The sequence below is a fragment of the Halorubrum tibetense genome (assembly GCF_055396225.1).
Genome location: NZ_AP043742.1, coordinates 2746400 through 2771093, shown reverse-complemented (window position 1 = coordinate 2771093; position 24694 = coordinate 2746400). Strand labels below are relative to the sequence as shown.

Below are 24694 nucleotides of genomic sequence, written 5' to 3'. Positions count from 1 at the left end.
CGATCTCCCCGTGTGGGTCCGCCGTGAACGACGCCGAATCGGAACCCATCCTCCGGATCGACGAGGTCGGGTCGTGGGGGCCGCTCTACTGGCTCGGACTCCTCTGTTCGGTCGGCATCGTCGCCGTCAACCTCGTGGTTTGGACGGCGACGACGGCCCCGCAGTTCCTCGCGATTGCCGGGAGCTTCCTGTTCGGTGTCGGCCTGTTTCTCACCCGATTTTGGAGCCCCGCTCTCTACCTCGTCGGGGTGGCACACGTGCTCGCGCTCGGGGTCGTCTGGGTGCTGTCCGGGCGGGAGTTCCTCGCGCTCGGGCTTGCGAACGGCGCGTTCGCGCTCACCTTGGCGGCGGTCGCCGTACTCCTGTTCGTCGCCGAGAGCCGAGCCGAATCCGAGTGACGACGAGCGGGCGGGCCGGCAGGAGTCGGGAGCACCGACACGCTCATACGCGCTCGTTTATAAGATAGTGACGAGATGCGTGTCCGAGACTGGCAGGACGTCCTCGCGGACGTCGCAAGCGACTCGACCGATCCCGAGGGGTGGCGCGCGGTCGCCGGGTCGCGTCGCGACGGGCTCGGTGAAGACCTCTACTTCGGCCATCCGAGCGTCGGCGTCTACCACCTGAAGACGTACGCGAAGAACCCGCGCGAGCTCCGCGGGGTCGGTACCCGCGTCGCTCGGAAGGTCGACGACGAGCTCGATCCGCTCCTCCCCGACGAGGAGTCTCCGGGCCGGTTCGCGGTCCAGCGGCCTCCCGAAAGCGAGGACGAAGCGAAAACGATGGCGACCCGCCTGGAGGAGACGCTGAAGGTCCACGCAGAGGCACCGACGGACCCCGATCACCTCTTCGAAGACGTGATGGAGGCCGTCGACTCGCCCGCGTTCGGCCCGATGGATTACGAGTTCGACGGACGCCCCAAAACGCTCGACGAGCTGGGTGATACCTTCGAGGCGGCCGAGCAGCTGCTCTCCGCCGAGCTCGACGATCTGATCGAGGACGACGACGTCGACCGCGGCTTCCAGTAGCGACTCCGGTCTATACTCACAGAGCGACTCCGTCCTATACTCACAGCAGGTCCCGGAACGCGTCGCCGGCGAGTCCTGGACCGTCCGGAACCGCGATCCGTCCGTCGGCGACCGGGCACGGGTCCGGTGCGAGATCATCCGCGAGCAGTCCGCTCGTCGCGAGTCCACAGGCGGCCACATCTGGGATCGCGCCGGCGACGTGGACCGCGGCGGTTCGAGCGACGACCGCGTCGATCGTCGTCGTGACGACCGGCTCGACGCCCGCCTCGCGAGCACGCCTCGCGACGTCGACCGCGCGGTCCGGTCCGCCGAGCGCCATCGGTTTGAGGACGATGATATCCGCGGCGTCGGCCGTGAGGACCGTCTCGACCGAGTGTGTCGCGAGCGACTCATCGAGAGCGATCGGGACGTCAGTCGCCGACCGGAGCCGGGCGGTCTCGGACAGCTCCGCGGCCGGAAGCGGCTGCTCGATGTACTCGAGGTCGACCGGTTCCAGCCTGTCGAGCGCCTGTCTCGCGGCCCCGGCGTCCCACGCGCCGTTCGCGTCCGCGCGGAGGTCGACGTCGGACCCGAGCGTCGCCCGGACCGCCCGGAGCCGCCTGACGTCCGCGTCGACTGCGCGCGCGCCAACTTTTACTTTCACGCAGTCGAAGCCCTCGTCGACGGCGCGTTCCGCCGCGGCGACCGTCTCCTCCGGGGACCCGTCACCGACCGTCGCGTTTACCGGGACCGAGTCGGCGGGGGGCCGGAACTCCGTCCGGTTTTCGTACCGCCGCGCGAGCCGCTCTGCGAGCGATTGGCCCGCGTTTCGGGCGGCTCTGTCCGCCAGCGCGAGCGCGAGCCCGTGGCGGGCCGCGGGAACCTCCTGGACGTCGAAGTCGTTGAGTGCGGGCGGGTCCGGTCCCGTCCGGGCGGCGTCGAGCGCCGACTCACACGCCGCCAGCGACTCGGTCCAGCCGGGTAGCGGGGTCGCCTCGCCCACCCCGCTTTCGACGCCCACGAGGAACCCCTCGCGCTCGCGTATATCGCCGCGGGCGGTCCCGAGCGGGCTCGACAGCGCGACGGAGAACCGACGGAGCCGCATCAGATCCCGAGGCCGATGGCGAACGCGACGGCGTACGCCGCGAGCAGTTTTCCGGTCGATTCGAGCGCGGGGTTGAGCGCCTCGCCCGACGTCTCCGTCAGCACCGTCCGGCTCACGCCGACCGCGATCGGGAGTGTGGCGAGCGGGAGGAGGCTCGCGTACCCGTAGCCGTTCGCGAGGAACCAGAACGGGGTCAGGTACGCGAGCGCAACGAGAGACAGGTACTGTATCCGAGAGAATCGGTAGCCGAATCGAACCGCGAGGGTTCGTTTGCCCGTGTTTGCGTCCTCTTCGCGGTCCCGAACGTTGTTGACCACCAAGATGTTCGTCGACAGCGCGGCCACGGGAAGGCTGGCGACGACCGCCGCGAGGGTGACCGTCCCGTCGGGGATCCACAGCGGGAACGTCTCGCCGGTGAGCGCGGCCGCCTGGACGTAGTACGTTCCCGTGACCGCGATCACACCGAAGAACACGAAGACGAACAGGTCCCCGAGCCCGTGGTAGCCGAGGGGATACGGTCCCCCGGTGTAAGCGATGCCGGCCGCGACACTTACCAGCCCGATCACGAGAATCGGGACGCCGCCGACGGACACGAGATACGTGCCGACGGCGACGGCCGCGGCGAACGTCAGCCACATCGCTCGTTTAACCTCCGCGGGTTCGATGAGGCCGCTGGCGACGACGCGAGTGAACCCCTCGCGGTCGTCGGTGTCGGCACCCTGGATCGCGTCGTAGTAGTCGTTCGCGAAGTTGGTGCCGACCTGTAGCAGCGCCGCGCCGACAAACGCCGCGAGCGCGGGCAGCAGCGCGAGCTCGCCCGCCTCAACCGCTAAGCCGACGCCGACGATCACGGGTGCGGCCGCCGCGGGAAGCGTCTGCGGGCGGGCGGCGATCAGCCAGGCTCGCCCCCGCGACGTCTCGGTACTCATTACCCGTGATTGTCGGGTGGCGTCCCTTAAGGTTACCATCGAAAGTGCCCTGTTAAAGAAGGTATTTGTGGACTAAGGATAATACTGAATTATGCCGGCTGAACGAATGTCGACGGGCGTCAGTGGCTTGGACGAGATTCTAGACGGTGGTCTCATTCGGGGTCGGAACGTTCTCGTCCGTGGCTCGCCGGGTTCAGGGAAGACAATCTTCGGATTACACTTCCTTTCGGCAGGGATAGATGCCGGCGAGACGGCTCTGTACATTAATATGGGTGAACCACAGGCGTACGTCGAAGAAACAGCCGACGCGTTCGGTCTCAATACCGAGCAGATACAGTTTCATAACCTCTCGCCGACACAAGAGCAGTTCTCAGAGCGCAACTCCTACAGCGTCTTCGAATCAGCGGAAGTCGAACAACCGGAGTTTATTGATGATCTGCGCGGTGAAGTTGACGAAATTGAACCAGATCGTGTGTTGATTGACCCGATCACGGAGTTTCGATATCTCACTAGCGACGAACGGCAATTCCGATCAGGTATTCTTGGCCTCCTCGACTATCTCAAAGAGGCTGGCGCGACGGTGATGCTCACTTCGCAGGCTGGCGGTTCGATCACGGACGACGATATTCAGTTCCTCGTCGACGCTGTCATCTCACTTGACGTGACCCCCGAAAGCAGGGTAGTCAACGTCTCTAAGTTCCGGGGGTCATCGTTTCGGCGTGGAAATCACTTCTACGATATTACCGACGAGGGACTGACGGTCTGGCCGACACTCGTTCCTGGCGAACAAGAGCGGGAGGTCGAATCGGGGACGCTCTCTTCGGGCGTGGCGGAACTTGACGATCTGCTCCACGGTGGCTTAGATCAGGGAACCGTAACAATACTCAGCGGTCCGACTGGCGCCGGCAAGACCACGACCGGCCTCCAGTTTCTCATTCAGGCGGCTCTTGAGGGCAAAAAGAGCATTCTGTTCCAGTTCGAAGAGGCAGAGCGGACCATCCGCAAACGTGCCGATGCGATCGGCCTCCCGCTACAGGACGCGCTGGACAGCGGACGGCTCTCGATCATCGAAATCGATCCGGAGGAGTATACGGTCGGCGAATTCGAGCATCTCGTCCGCGAGGCGGTCACCGACGGTACCGAAGTGGTGATGATCGATGGCTCACAAGGGTTTCAGGAGAATCTCCGTGGGCTTGACAACACGACGGGTGCGTTGTTGCGGATCGGCCGATTCTTGCGGGCCGCTGGCGTCTCCACGATCCTCGTCAATGAGGTTCACAATATCACTGGAGACTTCCATGCGACCGAAGAGCGGACGAGCAATCTCGCGGACAACATCATGTTCTTGCGTCACGTTGAGTATCGCGGGAAGGTGCGGAAGGTCATCGGGACGCTGAAGATGCGGACGAGCGACTTCGAACGTAGCCTTCGGGAACTCGAAATTACGGCGGACGGGATCCGTGTCGGAGAGCCTCTTCCGCAGCTTCGGGGTATTCTCACCGGGACGCCGGAGTGGAACGATACGGATACTGCCAGCAAACACGACGTTGACAACGACGAACAGACGTAACTGTCGCACGAAATGAGAGAACAGTCATAGGAGTCGCCGATCCGAACATCATGCCCACGAACGAACAGCATACGAATCGGGAAGCAGTCGACGAATCCAAGCGCGTGCTCACTTTGGTCACTGACCCGGGAAATCAGCGTGTCCTTGAAGAGTGGCTCACCGCACACGATCAGTACACACTTGTCGAAACTACGAATATTGCTGAGGCTACATTCGATTGCTGTCTACTCGACAGAAAGCAGTTGGACGAACACCGGTCGGAACTTCTGAAGCGTAAAGAAGACGAACAGATCATTCTCCCGTATCTCTTGTTAGTTCCGGAGTCGAAACACCAAGAGATTCACACTCGTCTACAGAACGAACATCCGGTACTGTGGGATGCGATTGACGGATTGATCGACATGCCACTCACAGAACATCGACTTAGTGAACAGCTAGAGACATTTCTCCGCCTTCGAGATCAGTCGATTGTCGCATACAATCAGCGCGCACAACTCCGACAGATCCGGGATCAACACGCCGGTCACGGGGTGTTAATTGCCGATACAGACGGCACAATCGAGTACGTTAATGAAGGATTTGAATCTCAGTCAGGCTATACGAGCGAGGAAGTTGTCGGTTCCAACCCGCGCATTCTCAAATCAGGTGAACACGATGAGGCGTTCTATGAGGAGTTGTGGAACACCATCACAGCGGGTGACGTCTGGGACGGTACAGTCATCAACAGTCGAAAAGATGGGGATCGGTATGTTATCGAACAGACGATCGCTCCGGTAGAAGGCCCTGATGGAGAGATTACGCAGTTCATCGCCGTCAACCACGAAATTACTGAGCTGAGAGAGCTAGAAGAGAGTCTCCGCCAGCAACGCGAGCAACTCGAGGTGTTGAACCGAGTTCTCCGACACGACATCCGGAACGATATGAACGTTGTTGTCGCGTGGGGCGAAATGCTTGAAGATGAGGTAACGCCAACTGGACAGGAGAAACTCGACAGGATTCTCCGGGCGGGGCGACACGTCGTCGAACTCACGAATGTCGCCCGAGACCTCTCAGAAATCATTCACGGTGACGGGACGCCGGACCTCAAGCCAATCCCGCTTCGACAGATCCTCAGTGAGGAACTTGAAAAGCGTCGAGAGACGTTCGCAAATGCCGAGATTACGATGGCAGATCCACCCGATCGAGGTACACACGTGCTGGCGAACGAGTTGCTCTCGTCGGTGTTTCGGAACCTCGTCAACAACGCCGTCCAGCACAACCATACAGCTCAACCGAAGGTGATGATTACTGTTGAGGAAGCTGACGAGTCAGTCCGCATCAGAGTGGCTGATAACGGACCGGGAATTTCAGACGATGTGAAAGAGAGTCTGTTCCGGGAGGGTGAGAAAGGGCTTGAAAGCGGGGGAACCGGAATGGGTCTATTTCTCGTCGACAGTCTTGTTGAGAGTTACGGCGGGAATGTCTGGATCGAGGACAGAGTGGAGAGCGAATTGTTCGATAATCCTGACGAAGCGGATCCAGCCGGCGCGGTTTTTATTGTCGAGTTACGGACGACGGCGAAACAGGACAAAATCGATGGAGGACGTGAATGAACGACGCGTACCCTACGGACGATTCACCCGATGATGGCGCTGGGCAGGCAGCCTTGTTCCCATTACTCTCTGGAGAGGGGAATCAACGGTTGGTGGTTGAGTGGATCCAAGCTCATGACCGCTATACGCTGGTCGATCCGGACCAGCCGGTCGAAACGGCGACGTTCGACTGCTGTATCCTCGACGGGGAGATGCTACAGACACACGCTGAGACGCTTCGAGCCCGAAAACGCAAGGCGAAGCCGGCTCTGTTGCCGTGTCTTCTGCTCATACCGGAGGCAGACCTTTCACTCATTGAAACTGACAGCGGAGAGATTGCCGACAGCGTCGTGTTCGAAACCGCCGACGAGGTGGTCTCGATGCCGATCAAAAAGGCCGAACTAGAGTGGCGGACACAGGCGCTCGTCAGGCTGCGAACCCAGTCGCTGCGCCTCAAAGAACGGACGGAGACGCTGGAACTGTACAGGCAGGCTGTCGAAGCCTCCGGTCACGCGATCTGGATATCCGACACGGACGGGACGATCAACTACGTCAATCCGGCGTTCGAATCGATCACGGGCTACAGCCGAGACGAGGCTGTCGGCGAGTCACCGAATCTTCTCAACTCCGGAGAGATGGACGACGACTTCTACAGCGACCTCTGGGAGACGATTACCGCTGGTGACACGTGGCACGAGGAGATTACCAACCAACGCAGCGACGGCTCGCAATACGTCGCCGATCAGACGATCGCACCGATCGTCGAAGACGGCGAGCCGAGAGCGTTTGTCGCCGTCCAGACCGATATCACCGACCGTAAAGAACTCGAAGGTCAGCTCTCGTTGTACCGCGATATCATCGAACGGCTTGAGGATCCGATCATGATCCAGACCTGTGAGGGGGAGTTTCGGCTGGTTAATGACGCGCTGTGTTCGTTCGCCGGGCTGTCGAGAGATGAACTGCTCGGCGACGGCGAATACGCGTTTATGGACGAAGAAACTGCCACGACGATCGCCCGACAGAAACAGCGTGTGATTGAGACCGAACAGCCGGTCGAATACAGCGTTGAGCCGACGTTCAAGCACAGCGACAGAGAGGCGATCTTCTATACGAGTCGGTACCCCTACTACGAGGACGGAGAGATCGCGGGGACGCTGGCGATCTGCCGGAACGTGACTGATCTCGAAGAACGGACCCGACAGCTCCACGTACTTGATAACATCCTGCGGCACAATATCCGCAACGAGCTGAACGTGATCCATGGTCGGGGCGAGCAACTTCAAAAGAATCTTGAGGGCGAACCCAAAGCCGCTGCCGGCACCATCGTTGACCGGGCCGAAACCCTGTTGACGACGAGTGAGAAGTCGCGGGAGATTACGACTGTTCTTAGTGACTCACACGGGCCAACCTCTGTAGATATCGGGCAGGTGGTTCGGGTTCTTGCCAAAGAGACGGCCGACGACTGGCCCAACGCAGATGTCGACGTTACAGGCCCGACACAACTCGTCGTCTCTGCAGCCGAATCGATTACTGCCGCAATTGAAGAGCTGTTGACCAACGCTGTGATCCACAACGACAGCGAAAACCCCCATGTGCGTGTCAACCTCGCTGTCGAGGGATCATGGGGCACTCTTAGCGTGCGGGACAACGGTCCGGGTATCCCAGAATTTGACAGAGATGTCCTCGAATCGGGAGGGGCTATCGAGACACTCTCACACGGTAGTGGACTGGGATTGTGGCTGGTCTACTGGACAGTAAACCATTCTGGAGGGAAGATCCACGTCGATGAGCGTGAGCCACGCGGCACCGAAATTACAATCTGGTTTCCGCTGGAAACTGGTGGGTAGCAGGTTTGTAGATTAATTATTTCGGCTCATCGTAGACTACAGCGATCTGGAGAGCCTGTCGAATATGGAAGTTTTTCTTTTCGAGACTATCGGCTTCTAGCGCTTTCTCAAGATGGAATCGATACCCTTCAGATCGCTCTGACATATGCTCATCTAGTACAGTATATTGAATAATCCTCGCTTGTAATTATCAATGCAGATAACAACATATATACTCGAAACGCAGCTCTCATCAACCGGCTGTTTCAGGTGAGAATACGTCTACAGAATTGAATTTCAACAGAACGTGCTCGATGGCACAAAATCCAAATCGGTCTCTTGCGCCCCATATCTTGTTTCACGCTCTCCTAGGGTAGCAGCGTTTCCGTCAAGCCTTTAGAGCCAGTGAGGAGGATCTCACTCTGTATTGCCGCCGTCACCCACTACCCTGACCGAGCTACTAGCTTGAGGGCCGGCATTATCACCCTTTACACCTCCGAGCCGGTCAGGCTCTGCATCAATGGTGAACCCGCTGAGGCGGTCTTGAAGCTTCCCTGCTCGCTCTTTGAGGTTGTCTGCGTTCTGAGAGACTTCCGCAAGTGATGAGGTTTGTTCTTCGGCTGCTGCTGAGACATTATCGGACTCGCTGTTCACTTCATTTGCCGCGTTGGCGACCTCCTCGACGATGCTTACGACTTCCTCTGTGGAGGCGGCTTGACTGTCTGTTGCGTCGCTGATCTCTTGGATACCATCATTCACTCCTTCGACGGTGGTCGTGATCTCATCGAGAGCAGCGAGGGCCGACTCAACCGTGTCAGCGCCCGAACGAACCCGGTCCTGCATAGACTCCATATCGTCAACGGTCTCATCGGAGTTGGACTGAACACGCTCTATCCGCTCGGTAACATCATCAGCAGCCTCCGCAGTCTCCTCTGCAAGCCCCTTCACTTCGTCCGCCACCACGGCGAACCCGGATCCCGCCTCACCAGCGCGAGCCGCTTCTATCGAGGCATTCAGCGCAAGTAAATTCGTCTGCTCAGCAATATCCTCGATTAACTCCACAACTTCTCCGATTTCATCAAGCTCACCTGCGAGCGTGTTGACCTGATCGACTGTCTGTTCAGACTGGGACTCGATCTCTTCCATCTCATCAATTGCCTCTGACGCGGCTTCTTGCCCGTTATTACTGAGTTTAACCGCATTCTGAGAGGCTGTAGCAACTTCGTCTGCTGAGGACGCAACTTCTTCGACTGTCCCAGAGAGATTCTGCATCTCGTTCGATGCCTCTCGGCTCTGTCCGTGCTGTGTATCCGCGTCTGCCGCAATAGCTTGGATAGAGTCCGCAACTTGCTCGCTCGCACGCTGCGTCTCTGCCGTCGATGCACTCACATCTTCACTCGCAGAAGCGACCTCATCAGCGAAGGCTTGGATCTGCGCGAACGTCAGCTCAAGATCCTCCACCATTTCGTTGAACGTGGTGGCTATTTCGGCCATCGCCTCGTTGCTTACATCGGTATCAAGTCGGCGGGTGAAGTCACCGGCCGCACACTTAACCATGACCGATTGGTAGTCGGCAGCGGCCTGCTCAAGTTCCGCGTTGAGTTCTTGCATTTCCTCGCGCTGTTCGGCCGCCTCTATCTCCTTCTCTTTGGCACGATCTCTCGCTTCCTCTGCTTCTTCCAGTTTCTCTTGGACCTTCTCGCGAGCCTGTTGTCGCTGAATTGCGAGAGACTGCCAGAGGAACGTGATCGTCCCCGCAAGCATCAGCACCCCAACAGCGTGTATTCCACCCCAGACGACCGGGTTAGCCATCGCAGCCGGATGGTTATAGACTGTGAACCACTCTATGAGCCCGAAGACGCTGTGCTGGAGGGCAACGTAGCCAATCGTGATCGCAAACGGTACCCAATCTTCATACAGTGCAACAACCCCGACTCCAACAAAGTAGATAAAATGTGCCTCGATGAATCCGCCAGTAAAGTACGCTAACACCGACCCCTGTACCATGAACGCGACCGCGCCTGTCGCCGCTCTAATTCGGCGGGGAAGTACCGGAATTGCAGCTATCACTACCAATCCGAACACGATACCGGTGCCAACAACGGAGTGCAGCATTGGGATGACCGGCAATTCCGCACCAGTGATCGACTCTGCTCCCGCCATCCGACTGACTCCAAAAACAAATGGAAGTAAAGCAAGCGTGAAAGCCAACACACCAATATGTCGCCGCCCGAACGTCTCGTCAGGAATCTCTGTACCGTTCGGGGTATTCTCTATGTACCGCTGAAGTGCTGATTCTGCGTCTTCTAATTCCATGCATTAGCTCTGTGTGATCCTGTACTTAGACCCTCTTACCGAGTTCTCGTTTTTGAGAACATTGGCTCTGTTGACTCGATGGAAACGCTGCTACCCTAGGAGAGCGTGAAACAAGATATGGGGCGCAAGAGATCGACCTGGATTTCGTGCCGCAGAGCACGTTCTGCTGACTGGTCCGTGTGCGAAAGAAGCCGAGTCATGGGCGCTACAGCCCGGATGCCGCGCCGCGCGGCATCCGAGAAAGCCCGAATAGGTGAATCTCTGCTTCACGCACTGGCGTCCCGGGTGAACGAACCATGTACCTCGGAATCGACGTCCACAAACGGTACGCACAGGTGGCAGTGATGGATAAGGCTGGGGCGATCGTCGAAGAGGTTCGCGTCGTCGGCGTCCGCGACGAGAACGCCGACGACTACCATCTGTACGTCACAAATCTGCCGAGAGAAGAGTTTCTCCCGGCGGATCTCGCAACGATGTACCGGTGTCGATGGGAGGTAGAAACGCTGTTTTGTGAGCTGAAGACGCAATACGAACTAGATGAGTTTGACACGAGAAACCCTGTTGTCGTGGAGATTTTGCTGTATGCGGCGTCGCTGTCGCTGCTAGTGAGCCGTGAGCTGTTGGATCTGGTCACCGAGCAGGCTGACGACGAGATTGTGTTTCCACCGGAACGCTGGGCGGCGACCTTCCGGTCGCACGTCCAGCTTGTTCTCCACGAACTCGGTGAGTACCTCGGCTACTCACCACCACCGTTGCTGGAGCGGCTCATTGAGGATGCTCAGAAGATCCATCAACAACGACCGATCTTACAAGAGACGCTCGCTACCGCTACACAACCGAGGTGTGAGTCTTAGCTAAAGACGAATGACTGGCGCCCGTACGGACGACTCGATCGATAGTGCGATCGCTCGCGGCTTAGGGGTTGCGCGACCAGCGGTCCTCGCCACCGTTCGGATCGAGATTCACTCGCCATAGTCCGGAGCGGGATTCATGTGCGTCGGCCGCGTGTCACATTCATGATTGACTCGCCGGGACTTGCGCTCCGATACGCCGCCTGCGACGCCTGCGAAACGGTGTTTGCGCTCCCCGACGACCCCGCGGAACCGGACGTCTGCGGACGGTGTGGCGCCCGTCCGCTTCGCGAACTCACCGGGATCCGAGGTCCGGACGCGTATTTCGCGCCCTGACTCTGGACGGCGGGTGACAGACTGCCGGAGATCCGGTCAGAGCGATTCGATCAGGGCGATTCGGTCAGCACAGATCGTCCATCTCCATCTCTCCGTCTGCGATCGCTTGCAGCTCCTCGTCGGAGAGCCGATCGATCACGAACGACGGCATTCCCTCCGGGAGTCCCGCCGGAACCGACCGATCGCCGTCCGTCCCCACCCTTCCGCCGTCGGTCCCGCTCTTGACCGTCCCGCCGTCCGTGCGAGACACGGCGGCCGATCCGGCGTCGTCCCGATCGCTTCCAGCCAGCCGGCGCACGGTCTGCTCCACCGTTTCGACCGCCTCGGACTGGTGCTCGCTTTCGGCCGCCAGCTCCTGCATCTTCTCAGTGATGCGGTTCGACTGATCGACCACCCCGTCGACCGTGGCGGCGATCTCCTCGGCGGCGGCGGCCTGTTCGTCGGTCACGTCCGAGACCTCGCCGATACCGTCCGCCGTCTCCGTCACCGCCTCGGCGATGGCAGTGAGGTTCTCCGTAGCGTCGGCGACGCGCTCGCTCCCCTCGTCGACCCGCTCCGTCGTCTCCGAGAGGCTCTCGACGGTGTCCTCGGTGTCGGTCTGGATCCCGCCCACCATCGACTCGATGTCGCTCGCGTGTTGCTGAGACTCCTCCGCGAGCGATTTGATCTCGTCGGCGACGACGCCGAACCCGGAACCGGCGTCGCCGGCCCGAGCGGCCTCAATCGAGGCGTTCAGCGCGAGCAGGTTGGTCTGGTCGGCGATCCCGTTGATCGCGTCGACGAACCCGTCGATCTCCTCGACGCGGTCTTGGAGCGCCTCGACGTCGTCGGCCACCTCGTCGACGGCGTCACCGATATCGTCCATGGCAACCGCGGCGTCGTCGGCCGCCTCCCGCCCGTCGTCGGCCATCGCTTCCGCCCGGCTGCTCGTGCGCTCCACCTCGTCGGCGGTCGACGCCACCTCCTCGACCGTCGCCGAGAGGTTCGCCACCTCCGAGGAGATCTCGTTGACCCGCTGCGACTGCTCTTCCGACGCGTCACCGACTTCGGCGGCGCTGTCCGCGACGTCCGCCGCCGACTCGCGGAGGTCGCCGATCGGTTCCCGAACTTCGTCTTCCACATCCGCCATCAGCCGCTTGTTCCGCTCGACTTCGTCGGAGAGCTTCTCGCTGTACGAGTGGATGTACGTGTCCGTGACGACCTGCATGTCGAGGTTGATGATCCGGAGGATAGAGAGCAGGTCCTCGATCGCGTCGTCGATCTCTTCTTCGACGGCCGCCTCGACCGCGTCGCCGATTCCCTCACCGGCGCCCTCGTCGGCCAGCCGGTCCGTGAGCGAGTCGGTGAGTCGGTCGCCGATAATCGGGAGGATGAGGTCGTAGTACACGCCGTACTGGCCGAGGTAGTGTTTCATCGGCATCTCCAGGATGTCGTGGATCTTCCCGATCCGCGCACGGTCCTCGAAGTACTCCGATCCGTAGTCACCCTCGGCGAGCGTTACGAGATACGCCGACTGCGTCCGCTTGAGCTGTTCGAGCCCCTTGTCGGAGCGGCTGATCACGTCGACGGTCTGCTGGTGACCTGTGAGGTTGTCGTAGAAGTCGTCGGCGATCTGCTCGGCGTTCTCCGCGAAGGCGTCCTCGTACCGGCTCAACCGACGCTCGTCCTCCTCGTCGAATCCGACGAAATCCTTTCGCCACGCAATCTCGTCGCCGTCGAGTCCGATCTCGTCGACCAGCCCGGAAACGTCGAGTCCGTCATTTAAACCGCCCTGCCCGAAGTCGCCCCGCCCGTACTCTCCAAATGTCGCCATGTGGAGCGATCCGCTTTTCCATGACATAAGAGGTGACACCCGTCTCTCAAGAGTGATAGTGGAGCGTCAGCGGTCATATCGGAGATGAACGCCGATCGGGCGGTGACGACGCCCGTTGGGTCGGCGCCGGCCGCGTCGCCCTCGGCGACCGGCTCGACGGCGACCGCCGAGTGCTTGAATTCGAGAATCCCCGCGTCCGGATCGAGCGCGTCGCCCGTCAATGCGTTCGCAAGCGGCTCCACGTAGTGGAACGTACAGAACGTCACTCCCTCGCGGACCGTGGGGGTGACTTCGGCGGTAACCTCGACGGTCCCGCGCTCGTTCGAGACCGTTACCGGAGCGCCGTCCTCGATCCCGCGGTCGGCCGCGTCGTCAGGGTGGATCTGAAGCGCGTCCTCGCCGCGGATCGCCATCAGCCGGTCCGACCGCCGGCTGAGCGCCCCGCTGTTGAAGTGCTGGAGTACGCGGCCGGTCGTCAGCGTCAGCTCGCCGGCGTTGAGGTCGTCCGCGGGCGGCACCGGATCGATAACGGCGAGGGGCGCGGTGCGCTCGCCGGTCAGGAACTTCTCCGTGTGTAACACGTCCGTCCCGGCGTCGTCCGCGGCCGAGAACGGCCAGCGCTGGTAGCGTCGCCGATCCCCCTGTAGCTCATCCCCTCGTAGATGGGGGCGACGCGCGCGAGCTCGTCGAAGACCGCTTCCGGTCCGTCGTAGTCGAACGTGTCGGGCCGGTCGGTCAGCCGCCGCCCGAGCGCAGACAGGACCTCGAGATCGCGCCGGGCGTCTCCCGGCAGGTCGGCGTTAGGGCGCATCCGCATTACGCGGCGGTCGGTGTTCGTGATGGTGCCGGCCTTCTCTGCCCACGCGCTCCCCGGGAGGACCACGTCGGCGTGGGCCGCAGTCGCCGTCTCGAACAGGTCGATGACAACGCAGAAGTTGAGCGCCTCGAACGCCGACGCGACCGTGCTCGCGTTGGGCTCGGTGACCGCCGGGTTCTCGCCGAAGACGACCGCTGCGCGCACCTCGTCGCCGAACCGGTGCGTCGCCTCGACCTCGGTGAGCCCGGGATCGGCGGGCGGCTTGACGCCCCACTCCGCGGCAACGCGCTCGCGGGCGTCCGGGTCCGTCACGGACTCGTACCCGGGGAGCACGCCCGGGAGCCCGCCGACGTCGCTGGCGCCCTGCACGTTGTTCTGGCCGCGTAGGGGGTTCACGCCGGTCCCCGGCCGACCGACGTTCCCGGTCAACAGCGCGAGGTTGAGCAGGGCGTGAACGTTGTCGGTGCCGCAGCGGTGCTGGCTCGTCCCCATTCCCGTGATGACCGCGGCGCGGTCGGCCTCGCCGTACGCCCGGGCCGCCTCGCGGATCGTCTCCTGGCACGATCGAAGCGTTCCTGCTGGATATGAAAGCGAAGACACATGTAATTGTCTTTGATCCAAGTGCGGAACAATGGCACGTTTACAAATCCTTCGGAACCGAGGGGATGAGCCATCAAGAGATGGTCGATTATGCGAGCGAACTCGCCAACGAGTGGCTCGCCCAAAGCCTCTCGGACCGCATCGCGGCCGCAGAAAACACCGAGCAGGACACATGATTCTCCGCTACTACGCTGATGCGGACGTCCGAGAATGGCACGACCATACGCTACGGCTCTTTCGAACGTTGTATGATACGCACGGCATCGATATCGAGATTGACCGGATCGACGAGCAGCACGGGACGATCACGGACTTCCCAGGCGAAATACGATCCTCAACGCCTGAGGATGTCTACGAGCGCGACCTCAAACGTAACTGTGCTCTAAACCAAACTATCGACCAGACACCGTCAGAGGCGTTCAAACGCTACGGGAAACTCAATATCGCTGGGAACGTTGCGGTAGTCGATGATGAGGAGACAGTCCAATGGGCCTCAACACTGCCGGGGTACGCTAACGGCTATCGGCCAGGGGCTGCGTCACAGACTGCGATGGACTTTCTGGAAGATATCGCCACCGATCCAAGCAACCGTCTCTGCGTTGAGTGCCTCTCTCTGCTGGATGGCGACGAAACCTTCTGTCCGGACTGCGGCTGCGAATTTCCATAGCGTACGCTATTGAATCGGGAGTACCGAACGCTGACTGCTTGGTATCACACAGGATACCTGAAAATGAGTAGCTCTATCAGCTGGTTTCATGCCATTAGCCGTTTATGTTGACCGCTTAATTGGTTCCTCATGATAAAGCCAGTATACGCAAATGGCCGCTTTTCACGGTTCTAGATAAGAGCGCCTCTAACGCTGTAAGACTGTGTAGAGTCGATTTAGCCCGACGCTGCCTTGCGTTCAACAAGGCGTCATATCTTCATATTTCAATCGAACGCAACTACCGTCACACCGGACTGTCCGCTGTTATCGTCCGACCGATTCATACGAGAGTGTGCCTCCAAGCGGAACGGACACCACGATGTCCGGAGAAATCAACACACGGAGAGAACTACTGATAGTCTTGCAGGGTTGACGTAGATTCTCGCTCAAGCAACTTCTCTATTGACTCGTGGATTCCAACGAGTTCGACAGTATCAGCCATCGCAGAGATGATTAGCTCTGGATCCATTGACACGGAATACTCGCGGTAGGTTCCACCGCGGCGACCCTCATTGCGTTCGGTGACGTCAAGAATCCCGAGCATAATGAGTTCGCTAAGATGATCACGCATCCGGCGTGTAACGAGCGGGTTGATCCCTGCCCGCTCGGCCATACTCGTATATCTGGGTCGAACATCCCGCGAGCGAACCGGAGTCTTTCCCTGCTGATCGAGCGTCAACACGGCATACAACACGAGGTGTCCATGCTGGGTGAGGCCCCCAATTCCTTCACGAATTCGTCCCCGTTCGAGTGATGTCCGGCCCTGACGAACGTGTTCATCGATGACGTGTTCGGCAGAGTCATCGCGAGCGATATCTCCTGCTTTCATTAATAGGTCGAGTGATTGCCTAGCGTCGCCGGCATCCTTTGCCCCGTAGGCAGCACAGAGGCGGATGACGCCTTCCTCAAGAACGCTCTCGTGAAACGCGACATCAGCTCGTTGCTGGAGAATCTGCTGTAGTTCTGTGGCGTCATAAGCAGGAAAGTGGATCTCCTCCTCACACAGTGAAGATCGTACCTTCGGGGAGAGGTCCTCACGAAATGAAAAGTCGTTTGAGATACCAATAATCCCAGTCTTGGCTGTCTCGAGGTTGCCATTCGCCCGAGCTCGCGGCAACTGATAGAGGATGGAGTCATCCTCGATGTGATCGACTTCGTCAAGGACGATCAGAATTGTCCCCCCATTAGTGTCTAACTCGTTCCAGAGCATATCATAGACAGCGGCTCGCGGATACCCAGTCGTGCTGATCTGATCGGTATCGTCCCGGAACTCGTTGACTAAGCGGGTCGCGATCTGATAGCTCGATGTCAGGCCGTCGCAATTGAGCATAACTACCGAGAGATCAATATCGTCGTACTCGGCCGCATCGGACTGAAGATGATCAAGTAGATATCGCGTTGCAGCTGTCTTGCCGACACCTGTCTTACCGTAGAGAAAGACGTTGTTCGGTTGCTCGCCGTTGATAACGGGCTGTAGGGTCGTCTGATATGTGTCGAGTTCCTCGTCTCGACCGACCAGTTGCTCGGGTTGGTAGTCCTCACGAAGGGCGTCTCGGTCACGGTAAATATCGGTGTCCCGCTCGAACATTCCCATCGTCGTACGTCTGTTGATAAATCGCTCCCAATATAAAACCACCCTGTCCGTAGTGTCTGCTGTTCTCTTCTTATTTATATTACGCCATCACACCCTCCCCCCACTATGTCCGCTGTTAGTAGAAATTGTAATCAAAGCACTCTATTTTGACTCTAATGTATAGATAGTTTTATTACTATTGTGCTATTACTAGTTCGTAGTCTTAAGATTATACTATTAAATTAGTAGGTGGCATAACTAAGTCTCCTACTTAGTTTACACAGAACTGCGGACACCGTGGAGGGAGGGTTCAACAATACTGATTATCCATTCTATTGTTTTCCTCTCCAGATCAGGTCCTATCACTGATTATCTAGGTCGTACACTACTGGTGGACACCACCGTGTCCGCCGTTCTCTCCCTCACGCTATCGGTCACTCGGTGGGTACCACTCCACCGTGTCCGCTGTTCCGTCTAGCCGCTCTCTGAGAACAGCGGACGCTATGGTGTGTAGACACTGTTCCGAGCTTCTGAGATACGGCCGCTTCATTCTACAGTAGTACCAGTCTCTCCGACACTCTAATACGCGACATTTAGATACTCTGTGCTTCCTATACTACTGACATCCGATGACTGAAATTCCTGATTCGTTCCGTTCTCTGTTCAGTGCTCAAATCGAAGAACGTGATGGGTCATATGTCATGGATATTCCGTCGAATGAAGTCGAACATGGCACGCTCGCTGTCGACGAAACGTACCGGATCGCCATCCTCGCGTCGAAATCTTCGAAAGAACAGGAGACCCAGCAAGACCAACCTCAATCAACTGCCCAAGAGGAAACTCTAACGTCGGACGGTCCTCCAGTAAATGAGGGTGAGGTCCGCGATGTGACGATCGAGACGACTGGTGATCAAGGCGATGGCATCGCGAAGGTTGAACACGGCTACGTCGTGATTGTCCCCGGCGGACAACCAGGTGATGAACCGTCGGTCGAGATCGAGCAAGTCAAAGAGAACGTCGCGTTTGCTAGTATCGTCGAACGCGACTTACGGGCGCTGTAGCGTCGATTTATCGCCTATATCTGTTGGTCGACGTCGTCAAAATTTTGGTAGTCTTGACTCACCACTACTCACTTTTTGGCTTACCGACGTACTCCGATTTCATCGTGCCGTTCTCACGATAGTAGCGATAGAGATACGGACCGTGCATATCCGAGGGATTCCCGTTGGCACATTTACAGCTGTCGTCGCCACAGGTGACTTTCTCTTTGACAACGGTCCCGCTTCCTGCGCCATCAGGCTCGTCGACGGGCTCGGCAGCCTCGGGAAGCTCGTCAGTGTCGACCGACTGGTCGCGATACTCGATGAGCGCCTCAATATAGTTCTGTACCTCTTGGAGTGTCCCCGTATCCTGTTTTGGGAGCCCCTCTGCGAGATACTTCGGAAGCGAGGTGGGTGGTGACGGCTGCTTCATACCTTATGTAACAATCGGAGCCATGTTAGCGTTCGGGTGATACATAAGGTATAGAACCTTCTCTACCAACCGTGAACACTTCAGCGATTACTCAAGATCGTAGGCCGCAATCTCGTGAGAGCCACACTGTGGACATTCATCGACTTCTTTCTCCACGCTGTACCCACACTGACGGCACTCGTGGTGCGTTGTCGATGACGGCTTGAGCCTAACAATCTGCTGGATGAACTGTTTACTGAGCATGGGTGGGGTCAACGATCTCACCACAGCTTGGACATTCGGCCCACACGCCAGGGCCACCGCCAGCGGTCTCAAAGTGGATGATTGCGTGCCGACCGGTGACTGTCTCGCCACAGAACGAGCAGTCGCCACGGACCGTCTCTGGGTCATTAGGACTCATTCTCACGAGTTCACGGGCTACTTCGAGGGGAGAGGGAGCGTGTGACACTGTTTTAGAGCTGATCTGGTTGTTAAAACCGACTCAGCGGTGCTCCCTCTACTCAAAATTTGAGACTCTGTGACTTATAGTTCGGGCGAGCGGGGCGAAAGTACTGTTCCGGGACAGCAGCGTGATTGTGAATCGTGAGTAACCATCATACGAGGACACTCCGAGAGCGGTGGGTGGTGACTACGCGCTCGCGGGAGTACCATCGGCGTCACCGCTATCGATGAGCGGGTAGTCGATGTGGACCTCGATGCGGTCGAACGGAACAACGGGTTGAATCGCACCGCTGGGCCCGCCCTCTTCGAGCATGAGGATGCCCAGTACTTCCAGATGCTTCAGGTCCGAGTGGACGTCGGACACGTCACGCTCGACGAGACGCGCTGCCTCGCGCATGCTCTCAGGCGCCTCTTTTGCGATCGCCCGGATGAGCTCAAGGCGCAGCGGCGTGAGACTGTCGACGAAGTCGTCGTAGGTGCCGAACTGGAGCGTTGCCTTTCTATCCTGATCGTCGAGATCGTCGGCCTCGACATCTTGGACGAACTGGAGCGCGTCCTCACGGAGTTGTTCTCGGTCGCCAACGGTGATGTGGAGTGTGGTCATGGTCGGGGTATCGTGTGTTGGTATTCGGTCAGTGTGGCCGGGGCGGGTCGCCGCCGACGGCGTCCCAGTACTCGTCTGCGCTCGCCCAGAACTCGACAAGCCGGTCCTCCATCCCGGGGAACTCGACGTCGTCAGCCATCGGTATCTCAGCGCTCAGGCGTTCGCCTTGCGCTCCCGTTCCGACGCCGATGTGAGCGGGAGGTCGGCGTCGATCTCGTCGTACCATACGGCGGGGCGCTTCGCGCTGCCGTTCTCTTCGAGCTCGAGAAGCCCGTAGTCGGCGAGGTCGTTCACGTTGTCGAGGACCTCCGGTGGGTTCCGGTCGACGAGGCGAGCGAGTTCACGGATATTCTCCGGCTCGTGTTCAACGATTGCTTCGAGGAGTTCGAGGCTGGTCGACCGGAAGACGCGACCGAACGTCTCGAGGTCTTCGATCGACAGCGTTGGCTCGCTGGGTTCGACGTCATCGCCAGCGTCGATCGCTTCGAGCCGCTCCTCGAGGCCACTACAATCCGCGGACTTGATCCGGACGTAGAGTGTTCGGGTCATGATTGTTGTAGTGTGGGGCTGGGGTTTCGATTGTGCGTTGATCAGCGTGCTCGGGTCACCAGGACGGACGCCGTCGTTGGCAGATGGTGATGAACCATCACCCCGGTTTATTCCTTCGCAATGGGTAGAGGAAGACATGAGCCGCGAATCCCCTGCCGACGCCGACATCATTTCCGACGAGGAGCTCACCGCGCTGCTCGCCGAGGCTGAGGAGAGGACGCCCGGGGAGATCGAGCGCGGTGCCGCCGAGATCGAGATCGCTCCCCCCGAGGAATCGACTGTCGTCGACATCGACGAGTAGTGCTACTGCTTCGACGTGGTTTCAGTGCTACTGAGAACCAGCTACAGATGATCTACCGACTGGCGGTCTTGTTCTCGAACACAACTCGACTCTATGGCGGCCATTATCGATGACCTCCGTTCTGAAGATTCACACTGAAGTTACTGGTTAAGATCTAAGACGGCTCGTTTACCAGAATAGAGGCGAGAATGCCCCTTCCTCCACGAGTGAGTACCGCGAGCGAGTAGGGAGGGGATGAATCGCCGCACAGGGGTAGTGTTCAGATAAGCTGATTCCATGCGAAAGCAAACGATCTCAGCCACTCGTTTGCAGTTTCTGCTTCGGCGTTGCTGAAACAGTTTGAGAAACAGATAGTTCTGCGTTTTACCTCACGAAAGACACGTTCGACGCTGTTCCGATTTCCATGTCGTTCGTATCTGAAATCGAGGCCGTGTTTTTCACAGGCTCGGTGAAGTGGAACCGCGCCATCAACAAGAAAGATCGCGTCATCTACATCGTGTTTTTCGCGGAGTTCCGCAAAAAACTGATCTGCGATCACGTTCGTTCTTGTCGGTTCAAGCTTTGTATGTAACAGATCGTTTGAGTCAGGATCGACGGCGGCGTACAGCCAATATTGTTCATCATCAAGCTGAATCACAGTTTCATCAACCGCAACGTGATTCGGACTCCGACCAGATTTCGGCTGTAGATCAGCCTTATGAACCCAATTATGGACGGTAGATCGAACCCGATCAACACCGGATACCTCAAGAAAAGAAACAGTATTCGAAAGTGATAATCCAGACAGATGTAGCTGAATACTGAGCTTCATCAACAGCCGCGGTGTTGCTTCTCGCTCCACAAACTCTAAGTTGATCTCGTCTAAACAGCCGCTGAGGCGGTCGTTTTCGGGCATGAATCACTTTGAAAACGCACCGCCTCACCTTTCAATCCTTATCTGAACACCGCCCGCACAGGAGTACAAACCATTAACTCAATACATTCCGAATTAGGAGACAGCGATGGAATACAGTCACCGCTACCGCGCTTTCCCGACACAACAGGTAGCGGAGCGACTGGACTACCATATCGACGTTCATCGCCAAGCGTACAACTTCACGCGGTACGAATACACGAACCACAACGACGCTGATACTATCGGATCGGCGTACAAGCATCATGACCGTCTCACCGACTGGAAAGATGAATATCCGGTGTTCACAGAGGTTCACTCGAAAGCACTCCAGCGAACCATCACACGGTTCTACCAGAATCTCTCGAACCTCTCCGATCAGAAAGCGCACGGACACAAGGTTGGGATGCTCAAATGGAAACCGCCGCGTGAGTACCAGAGTATGACGTATTCGCAGTCCGGCTTCGAACTCAAAAACACGAGTGGCCGGCGTGCGACCCTCTGGCTCTCCAAAGTCGGTGACATCAAAATCCGCTATCACCGCGAGATCCCTGACGAAGTCTCTATCAAAGAGGTCACGATTAAAAAAGAGACAACTGGAGAGTGGTTCGTCTCGTTCGGCCTCGAAACCGATGAGACAAACCTGCCCGAAAAACCGGACGTGGAGACGCTCGGAACAACAAACAGCGTCGGTATCGACCTCGGTATCTTGAACTATATCCACACGTCGGACGGGAATCTCGTGGACTGGCTGGACCTCGAAGACGAGTACGACCGACTCCGCCGGGAGCAACGAAAACTTTCGCGGAAGGAACACGGGTCGAACAACGACGAAAAACAGCGCAAAACGGTTGCGAAGGTCAAACGCCACATCCGCCAGAAGGTGCTAGATTACCAGCATAAGCTCACGACGTGGCTCGCCACCGAGTATGATGCGGTGTTTGTGGAAGACTTGGACGTTGCTGAGATACTCCAGGGTGACGGGAACGCGCGGAATAAACAGGCTGCGGCGTGGCGACAGTTCATCACCCTACTCGAATACAAAGGTGAGCTGTACGGGACACACGTCGTGCAAGTCGACGCAGCGGGAACGACAAAGGAGTGTGCGTCGTGTGGTGTTGAGACGGCAAAACCTATCTGGGTACGAGAACACTCGTGTCCGAGTTGTGGATTTGCGTGTGACCGAGACGCGAATGCGGCGATGAACGTCTTGCAGAGAGGATTTGCCGAACTAGGGCTGGGATGGCCCGAATCAACGCCTGTGGAGACTGCGCTCCCTACGGATACTCATTCGGTATCTGCAAAGCGCGTCATCGAAACAGGAAGCCCCACCCTCAAGGAGCGAACGGCGCATGCAGTGGGCGAGTAGGGTGGGGTAGTTCACCGGCCGAATGCTTATCACACTACTCAGGTAATACGCTGGTAATGAGCACTGAAACGAGTACGAACGACGATCCTCAGGGTGGGCGAACTATCACGCTCACTCAGGCGGACGACGGCTGGTGGGTCGCCCATGACGAGGAGACAGGTGTTGCGAGCCAAGGTGAGACGAGGCAGGGCGCCCTTGACAACCTCGATGAGGCAGTCGCGCTCCACAAGGGGGAGATCGGCGAATCGATCGATACCCGGGAGGAAGAGGAGAAAGCACTCGAGAATCTCGGTATTGATCCGGATGAGGTAGCGCAGGCTCGTGATGAGCACGATGGCCTCCCCGACTTTATGCAGTAAATCGGATGGCGTCACGCGATTTCTCCGGGCGCGACGTCGTCAAGGCACTCACAAAAAACCGATTCGTTATTGTTGACCGGACCGGTAGCCACGTCAAGCTGCGGTACGAGCACCCGACAAACGACGATGATGTCCGCGTCGTCTCTGTACCCCAACACGACCGGATCCGAATTGGCACGTTGCGCAACATCGCAGAGCAGTCCGGCGCGGAGGACTTCGAGAAGTGGTGTCAGTGGATTGACCAGCAGTGCTGATACGCCACTCAGCTAACCCGCCGAAGGTATTGGACTGTACCCCCGGACGGATCTACAGATGAGCAAGGCGAGTGCCTCGGGGCTTGACCCCGAGGGTGAAGCCGACAACGCCTAACCCATCAACGCTAATCCATACCTTTACCACATCCACGTCCGTCGATTAGGGTATGGAAAAGTCGCTTACGAAGACACTTGTCTTTCAACTCCAATCCGGTGATGAGCGACTTCTTTCCGAAGCGTACCGCGAGGCGCGATGGGTGTACAATCAGACCATCCGGTTAGCGAAAGAGGGGATGGACTGGGACGACATCTCACCACGTCTTGAAGACGAAGCTGACCTCGTGAAGAACACCACGCAACGAATCGTCGCCAAAGCACTCGACGCACTTCAGCAGTCTTACGACCGCGACGACTACAACACACCCAGTCACGAGAAAACTGGGCCATATCCGTTGCGAATGAACTTTACCGAGGGATACAACCTCTCCCTAAAAGACGACGAGATACACTACCGAATCAGTGCCCAACCGTACAATCCGGTGAAAGGTACACTTCGTGGCGCACCAGACAACCTCGAACTCCTCGAACGAGCCCTCGAAAGTGACGAATGGCGTGTCGGAACCGCTGAAGCGATGACGCGTAACGGCAATCACGAACTGCACGTCAACGTCACTCATCTCGAAGCCACGGTTCAAGACAAACACGACACTCAGACTGTCGTAGGGGTGGATATCAACGAGGACTGTGTAGCTCTTTCAGCCCTTCGTGAAGACGCTATCGTTGACTCAGTGGTCATCGGCTACCCTGAAATCAAGCAAGAGCGCCATCGCTACTTCACGATCCGAAAACGGATGCAAAACGCTGGCCAGACAGCGTTCGACCAAGTGCTCGAGGACAAGGAAGAACGGTATGTTCACGACCAACTTCACCAAATTTCCCGGCGAATCGTGGAGTGGGTTCAGCAATTCGAGTCGCCGCTCGTTGTGTTTGAAGACCTCAAGCATATGCGAGACTCGATTGATTACGGCACTCGGATGAATCGTCGGTTGCACTCGTTGCCGTTTCACAAACTTCGCTCGTTCGTCGCGTACAAAGCGGCGTTCGAGGGGATTCCGAGCGACGACATAGACCCGGCTTACACCAGTCAGATGTGTTCTTTCTCGAAGTGTGAGCATACGGCTCAGTCGAATCGTCGGAAGAAACGGTTCAAGTGTAACGCGTGTGGTCGGCAAGACCACGCTGACCGGAACGCGGCAGTGAATATTGCGAAGAAAGGATTGGAGTCGTTGGATCGAAATGTGCCTGCTCTCAACACGTTGCCGACTGTTAGGAAACTGCGACGGCAGGCATCGGGCTGTGTGAACCAGCCGACCGTGACCCCCGCGACCGTTCGAGGCCATCAGGCCGATGGGCGTGAGGGAGTGTCCGACTAACC

23 protein-coding genes and 4 pseudogenes are annotated in these 24694 nt (G+C 58.3%); 15 read left to right on the top strand and 12 right to left on the bottom strand.

Annotated features, from left to right (window positions below):
- Nucleotides 1-23 precede the first annotated feature (23 nt).
- Together ACZ5TV_RS13715 and ACZ5TV_RS13710 are read left to right on the top strand one after the other, a co-directional pair.
- Complete coding sequence (locus ACZ5TV_RS13715; protein ID WP_379779976.1) at nt 24-398, top strand: hypothetical protein; 375 nt, start codon at nt 24-26, stop codon at nt 396-398.
- Between the two features lie 75 nt (nt 399-473).
- Nucleotides 474-1025 carry a hypothetical protein gene (locus ACZ5TV_RS13710; RefSeq protein ID WP_379779978.1) on the top strand — a complete coding sequence of 184 codons (552 nt, stop codon included), beginning with the start codon at nt 474-476 and terminating at the stop codon, nt 1023-1025.
- A gap of 40 nt (nt 1026-1065) precedes the next feature.
- On the opposite strand, the gene ACZ5TV_RS13705 is transcribed toward ACZ5TV_RS13710, so the two are convergent.
- Both ACZ5TV_RS13705 and ACZ5TV_RS13700 read right to left on the bottom strand, forming a co-directional pair.
- Nucleotides 1066-2109, bottom strand: a complete 1044-nt coding sequence (locus ACZ5TV_RS13705) for a mandelate racemase/muconate lactonizing enzyme family protein (protein WP_464383914.1) — start codon at nt 2107-2109, stop codon at nt 1066-1068.
- On the bottom strand, nt 2109-3038 hold the full coding sequence (locus ACZ5TV_RS13700) for a 1,4-dihydroxy-2-naphthoate polyprenyltransferase (protein ID WP_379783368.1): 930 nt from the start codon (nt 3036-3038) through the stop codon (nt 2109-2111). Before ACZ5TV_RS13700 ends, ACZ5TV_RS13705 begins: the two co-directional genes overlap by 1 nt.
- A 91-nt stretch (nt 3039-3129) precedes the next feature.
- On the opposite strand from ACZ5TV_RS13700, the gene ACZ5TV_RS13695 reads away from it, so the two are divergent.
- The 3 genes from ACZ5TV_RS13695 to ACZ5TV_RS13685 are packed head-to-tail and all read left to right on the top strand — an operon-like array spanning nt 3130 to nt 8026.
- The gene (locus ACZ5TV_RS13695) at nt 3130-4608 is read left to right on the top strand and encodes an ATPase domain-containing protein (RefSeq protein WP_464383913.1); all 1479 of its coding nucleotides are present in this window, start codon (nt 3130-3132) and stop codon (nt 4606-4608) included.
- A 50-nt stretch (nt 4609-4658) separates the two neighbouring features.
- Entirely contained in the window at nt 4659-6200 is a 1542-nt protein-coding gene (locus ACZ5TV_RS13690) for an ATP-binding protein (protein WP_379783525.1), read from the top strand.
- Complete coding sequence (locus ACZ5TV_RS13685) at nt 6197-8026, top strand: PAS domain-containing protein (protein ID WP_464383912.1); 1830 nt, start codon at nt 6197-6199, stop codon at nt 8024-8026. The genes ACZ5TV_RS13690 and ACZ5TV_RS13685 overlap by 4 nt, the downstream gene beginning before the upstream one ends.
- Before the next feature lie 396 nt (nt 8027-8422).
- Here the strand turns inward: ACZ5TV_RS13685 and ACZ5TV_RS13680 are convergent, their stop codons facing one another.
- Nucleotides 8423-10321, bottom strand: coding sequence for a methyl-accepting chemotaxis protein (locus ACZ5TV_RS13680; protein WP_209487146.1), 1899 nt, complete (start codon nt 10319-10321; stop codon nt 8423-8425).
- A 374-nt stretch (nt 10322-10695) separates the two neighbouring features.
- Here ACZ5TV_RS13680 and ACZ5TV_RS13675 point away from each other — a divergent pair.
- Both ACZ5TV_RS13675 and ACZ5TV_RS13670 read left to right on the top strand, forming a co-directional pair.
- Nucleotides 10696-11175: pseudogene (locus tag ACZ5TV_RS13675) on the top strand (transposase); the annotation flags it as partial.
- 162 nt (nt 11176-11337) lie between these two features.
- Nucleotides 11338-11508 (top strand): hypothetical protein, encoded by a 171-nt coding sequence (locus tag ACZ5TV_RS13670; protein ID WP_209487144.1) that lies wholly within the window; start codon nt 11338-11340, stop codon nt 11506-11508.
- Between the two features lie 64 nt (nt 11509-11572).
- Here ACZ5TV_RS13670 and ACZ5TV_RS13665 read toward each other — a convergent pair whose 3' ends face one another.
- Together ACZ5TV_RS13665 and ACZ5TV_RS13660 are read right to left on the bottom strand one after the other, a co-directional pair.
- Nucleotides 11573-13321 (bottom strand): globin-coupled sensor protein, encoded by a 1749-nt coding sequence (locus tag ACZ5TV_RS13665; RefSeq protein WP_379781541.1) that lies wholly within the window; start codon nt 13319-13321, stop codon nt 11573-11575.
- 131 nt (nt 13322-13452) lie between these two features.
- A pseudogene (locus ACZ5TV_RS13660) lies at nt 13453-14693 on the bottom strand (molybdopterin oxidoreductase family protein); the annotation flags it as partial.
- 29 nt (nt 14694-14722) lie between these two features.
- On the opposite strand from ACZ5TV_RS13660, the pseudogene ACZ5TV_RS13655 reads away from it, so the two are divergent.
- Together ACZ5TV_RS13655 and ACZ5TV_RS13650 are read left to right on the top strand one after the other, a co-directional pair.
- Nucleotides 14723-14794 (top strand): annotated as a pseudogene (locus tag ACZ5TV_RS13655) (hypothetical protein); the annotation flags it as partial.
- Nucleotides 14795-14910: 116 nt separating this feature from the next.
- Entirely contained in the window at nt 14911-15405 is a 495-nt protein-coding gene (locus tag ACZ5TV_RS13650) for a zinc ribbon domain-containing protein (protein ID WP_209487138.1), read from the top strand.
- A 388-nt stretch (nt 15406-15793) separates the two neighbouring features.
- On the opposite strand, the gene ACZ5TV_RS13645 is transcribed toward ACZ5TV_RS13650, so the two are convergent.
- Nucleotides 15794-17038 (bottom strand): orc1/cdc6 family replication initiation protein, encoded by a 1245-nt coding sequence (locus ACZ5TV_RS13645; RefSeq protein ID WP_209487136.1) that lies wholly within the window; start codon nt 17036-17038, stop codon nt 15794-15796.
- A 608-nt stretch (nt 17039-17646) separates the two neighbouring features.
- Here ACZ5TV_RS13645 and ACZ5TV_RS13640 point away from each other — a divergent pair.
- Nucleotides 17647-18078, top strand: a complete 432-nt coding sequence (locus ACZ5TV_RS13640; protein WP_379778924.1) for a TRAM domain-containing protein — start codon at nt 17647-17649, stop codon at nt 18076-18078.
- Nucleotides 18079-18142: 64 nt separating this feature from the next.
- On the opposite strand, the gene ACZ5TV_RS13635 is transcribed toward ACZ5TV_RS13640, so the two are convergent.
- The 5 genes and pseudogenes from ACZ5TV_RS13635 to ACZ5TV_RS13615 all read right to left on the bottom strand — a co-directional run bounded on the left by ACZ5TV_RS13635 (nt 18143) and on the right by ACZ5TV_RS13615 (nt 20084).
- Nucleotides 18143-18490 (bottom strand): DUF6788 family protein, encoded by a 348-nt coding sequence (locus ACZ5TV_RS13635; RefSeq protein ID WP_007997457.1) that lies wholly within the window; start codon nt 18488-18490, stop codon nt 18143-18145.
- 232 nt (nt 18491-18722) lie between these two features.
- Nucleotides 18723-18890: a DUF7837 family putative zinc-binding protein gene (locus tag ACZ5TV_RS13630; RefSeq protein ID WP_449271941.1), complete on the bottom strand. Its 168-nt coding sequence runs from the start codon at nt 18888-18890 to the stop codon at nt 18723-18725.
- A gap of 228 nt (nt 18891-19118) precedes the next feature.
- On the bottom strand, nt 19119-19535 hold the full coding sequence (locus ACZ5TV_RS13625; protein ID WP_379778927.1) for an HVO_A0114 family putative DNA-binding protein: 417 nt from the start codon (nt 19533-19535) through the stop codon (nt 19119-19121).
- Between the two features lie 28 nt (nt 19536-19563).
- A pseudogene (locus tag ACZ5TV_RS13620) lies at nt 19564-19668 on the bottom strand (toxin-antitoxin system TumE family protein); the annotation flags it as partial.
- 20 nt (nt 19669-19688) lie between these two features.
- Nucleotides 19689-20084, bottom strand: a complete 396-nt coding sequence (locus tag ACZ5TV_RS13615; RefSeq protein ID WP_379778929.1) for an HVO_A0114 family putative DNA-binding protein — start codon at nt 20082-20084, stop codon at nt 19689-19691.
- Between the two features lie 136 nt (nt 20085-20220).
- Between ACZ5TV_RS13615 and ACZ5TV_RS13610 the strand changes: the two genes are divergently transcribed.
- Nucleotides 20221-20385, top strand: a complete 165-nt coding sequence (locus tag ACZ5TV_RS13610; protein WP_379778932.1) for a hypothetical protein — start codon at nt 20221-20223, stop codon at nt 20383-20385.
- 259 nt (nt 20386-20644) lie between these two features.
- Here ACZ5TV_RS13610 and ACZ5TV_RS13605 read toward each other — a convergent pair whose 3' ends face one another.
- Nucleotides 20645-21280 carry an IS6 family transposase gene (locus tag ACZ5TV_RS13605; RefSeq protein WP_379778935.1) on the bottom strand — a complete coding sequence of 212 codons (636 nt, stop codon included), beginning with the start codon at nt 21278-21280 and terminating at the stop codon, nt 20645-20647.
- A gap of 106 nt (nt 21281-21386) precedes the next feature.
- Between ACZ5TV_RS13605 and ACZ5TV_RS13600 the strand changes: the two genes are divergently transcribed.
- The 4 genes from ACZ5TV_RS13600 to ACZ5TV_RS13585 all read left to right on the top strand — a co-directional run bounded on the left by ACZ5TV_RS13600 (nt 21387) and on the right by ACZ5TV_RS13585 (nt 24692).
- Entirely contained in the window at nt 21387-22646 is a 1260-nt protein-coding gene (locus ACZ5TV_RS13600; RefSeq protein ID WP_379778938.1) for an RNA-guided endonuclease InsQ/TnpB family protein, read from the top strand.
- 56 nt (nt 22647-22702) lie between these two features.
- Complete coding sequence (locus ACZ5TV_RS13595) at nt 22703-23005, top strand: type II toxin-antitoxin system HicB family antitoxin (protein ID WP_379778941.1); 303 nt, start codon at nt 22703-22705, stop codon at nt 23003-23005.
- 5 nt (nt 23006-23010) lie between these two features.
- Nucleotides 23011-23259 carry a type II toxin-antitoxin system HicA family toxin gene (locus ACZ5TV_RS13590; protein ID WP_379778944.1) on the top strand — a complete coding sequence of 83 codons (249 nt, stop codon included), beginning with the start codon at nt 23011-23013 and terminating at the stop codon, nt 23257-23259.
- Nucleotides 23260-23426: 167 nt separating this feature from the next.
- The gene (locus ACZ5TV_RS13585) at nt 23427-24692 is read left to right on the top strand and encodes an RNA-guided endonuclease InsQ/TnpB family protein (protein ID WP_379778947.1); all 1266 of its coding nucleotides are present in this window, start codon (nt 23427-23429) and stop codon (nt 24690-24692) included.
- Nucleotides 24693-24694 lie beyond the last annotated feature (2 nt).

Bases quoted from the DNA above. Each gene is read 5' to 3' on its own strand.
- ACZ5TV_RS13710 (WP_379779978.1), top strand. From the start codon at position 474: ATGCGTGTCCGAGACTGGCAGGACGTCCTCGCGGACGTCGCAAGCGAC.
- ACZ5TV_RS13705 (WP_464383914.1), bottom strand. From the start codon at position 2,109: ATGCGGCTCCGTCGGTTCTCCGTCGCGCTGTCGAGCCCGCTCGGGACC.
- ACZ5TV_RS13700 (WP_379783368.1), bottom strand. From the start codon at position 3,038: ATGAGTACCGAGACGTCGCGGGGGCGAGCCTGGCTGATCGCCGCCCGC.
- ACZ5TV_RS13695 (WP_464383913.1), top strand. From the start codon at position 3,130: ATGCCGGCTGAACGAATGTCGACGGGCGTCAGTGGCTTGGACGAGATT.
- ACZ5TV_RS13690 (WP_379783525.1), top strand. From the start codon at position 4,659: ATGCCCACGAACGAACAGCATACGAATCGGGAAGCAGTCGACGAATCC.
- ACZ5TV_RS13685 (WP_464383912.1), top strand. From the start codon at position 6,197: ATGAACGACGCGTACCCTACGGACGATTCACCCGATGATGGCGCTGGG.
- ACZ5TV_RS13680 (WP_209487146.1), bottom strand. From the start codon at position 10,321: ATGGAATTAGAAGACGCAGAATCAGCACTTCAGCGGTACATAGAGAAT.
- ACZ5TV_RS13670 (WP_209487144.1), top strand. From the start codon at position 11,338: ATGATTGACTCGCCGGGACTTGCGCTCCGATACGCCGCCTGCGACGCC.
- ACZ5TV_RS13665 (WP_379781541.1), bottom strand. From the start codon at position 13,321: ATGGCGACATTTGGAGAGTACGGGCGGGGCGACTTCGGGCAGGGCGGT.
- ACZ5TV_RS13650 (WP_209487138.1), top strand. From the start codon at position 14,911: ATGATTCTCCGCTACTACGCTGATGCGGACGTCCGAGAATGGCACGAC.
- ACZ5TV_RS13645 (WP_209487136.1), bottom strand. From the start codon at position 17,038: ATGGGAATGTTCGAGCGGGACACCGATATTTACCGTGACCGAGACGCC.
- ACZ5TV_RS13640 (WP_379778924.1), top strand. From the start codon at position 17,647: ATGACTGAAATTCCTGATTCGTTCCGTTCTCTGTTCAGTGCTCAAATC.
- ACZ5TV_RS13635 (WP_007997457.1), bottom strand. From the start codon at position 18,490: ATGAAGCAGCCGTCACCACCCACCTCGCTTCCGAAGTATCTCGCAGAG.
- ACZ5TV_RS13630 (WP_449271941.1), bottom strand. From the start codon at position 18,890: ATGAGTCCTAATGACCCAGAGACGGTCCGTGGCGACTGCTCGTTCTGT.
- ACZ5TV_RS13625 (WP_379778927.1), bottom strand. From the start codon at position 19,535: ATGACCACACTCCACATCACCGTTGGCGACCGAGAACAACTCCGTGAG.
- ACZ5TV_RS13615 (WP_379778929.1), bottom strand. From the start codon at position 20,084: ATGACCCGAACACTCTACGTCCGGATCAAGTCCGCGGATTGTAGTGGC.
- ACZ5TV_RS13610 (WP_379778932.1), top strand. From the start codon at position 20,221: ATGAGCCGCGAATCCCCTGCCGACGCCGACATCATTTCCGACGAGGAG.
- ACZ5TV_RS13605 (WP_379778935.1), bottom strand. From the start codon at position 21,280: ATGCCCGAAAACGACCGCCTCAGCGGCTGTTTAGACGAGATCAACTTA.
- ACZ5TV_RS13600 (WP_379778938.1), top strand. From the start codon at position 21,387: ATGGAATACAGTCACCGCTACCGCGCTTTCCCGACACAACAGGTAGCG.
- ACZ5TV_RS13595 (WP_379778941.1), top strand. From the start codon at position 22,703: ATGAGCACTGAAACGAGTACGAACGACGATCCTCAGGGTGGGCGAACT.
- ACZ5TV_RS13590 (WP_379778944.1), top strand. From the start codon at position 23,011: ATGGCGTCACGCGATTTCTCCGGGCGCGACGTCGTCAAGGCACTCACA.
- ACZ5TV_RS13585 (WP_379778947.1), top strand. From the start codon at position 23,427: ATGGAAAAGTCGCTTACGAAGACACTTGTCTTTCAACTCCAATCCGGT.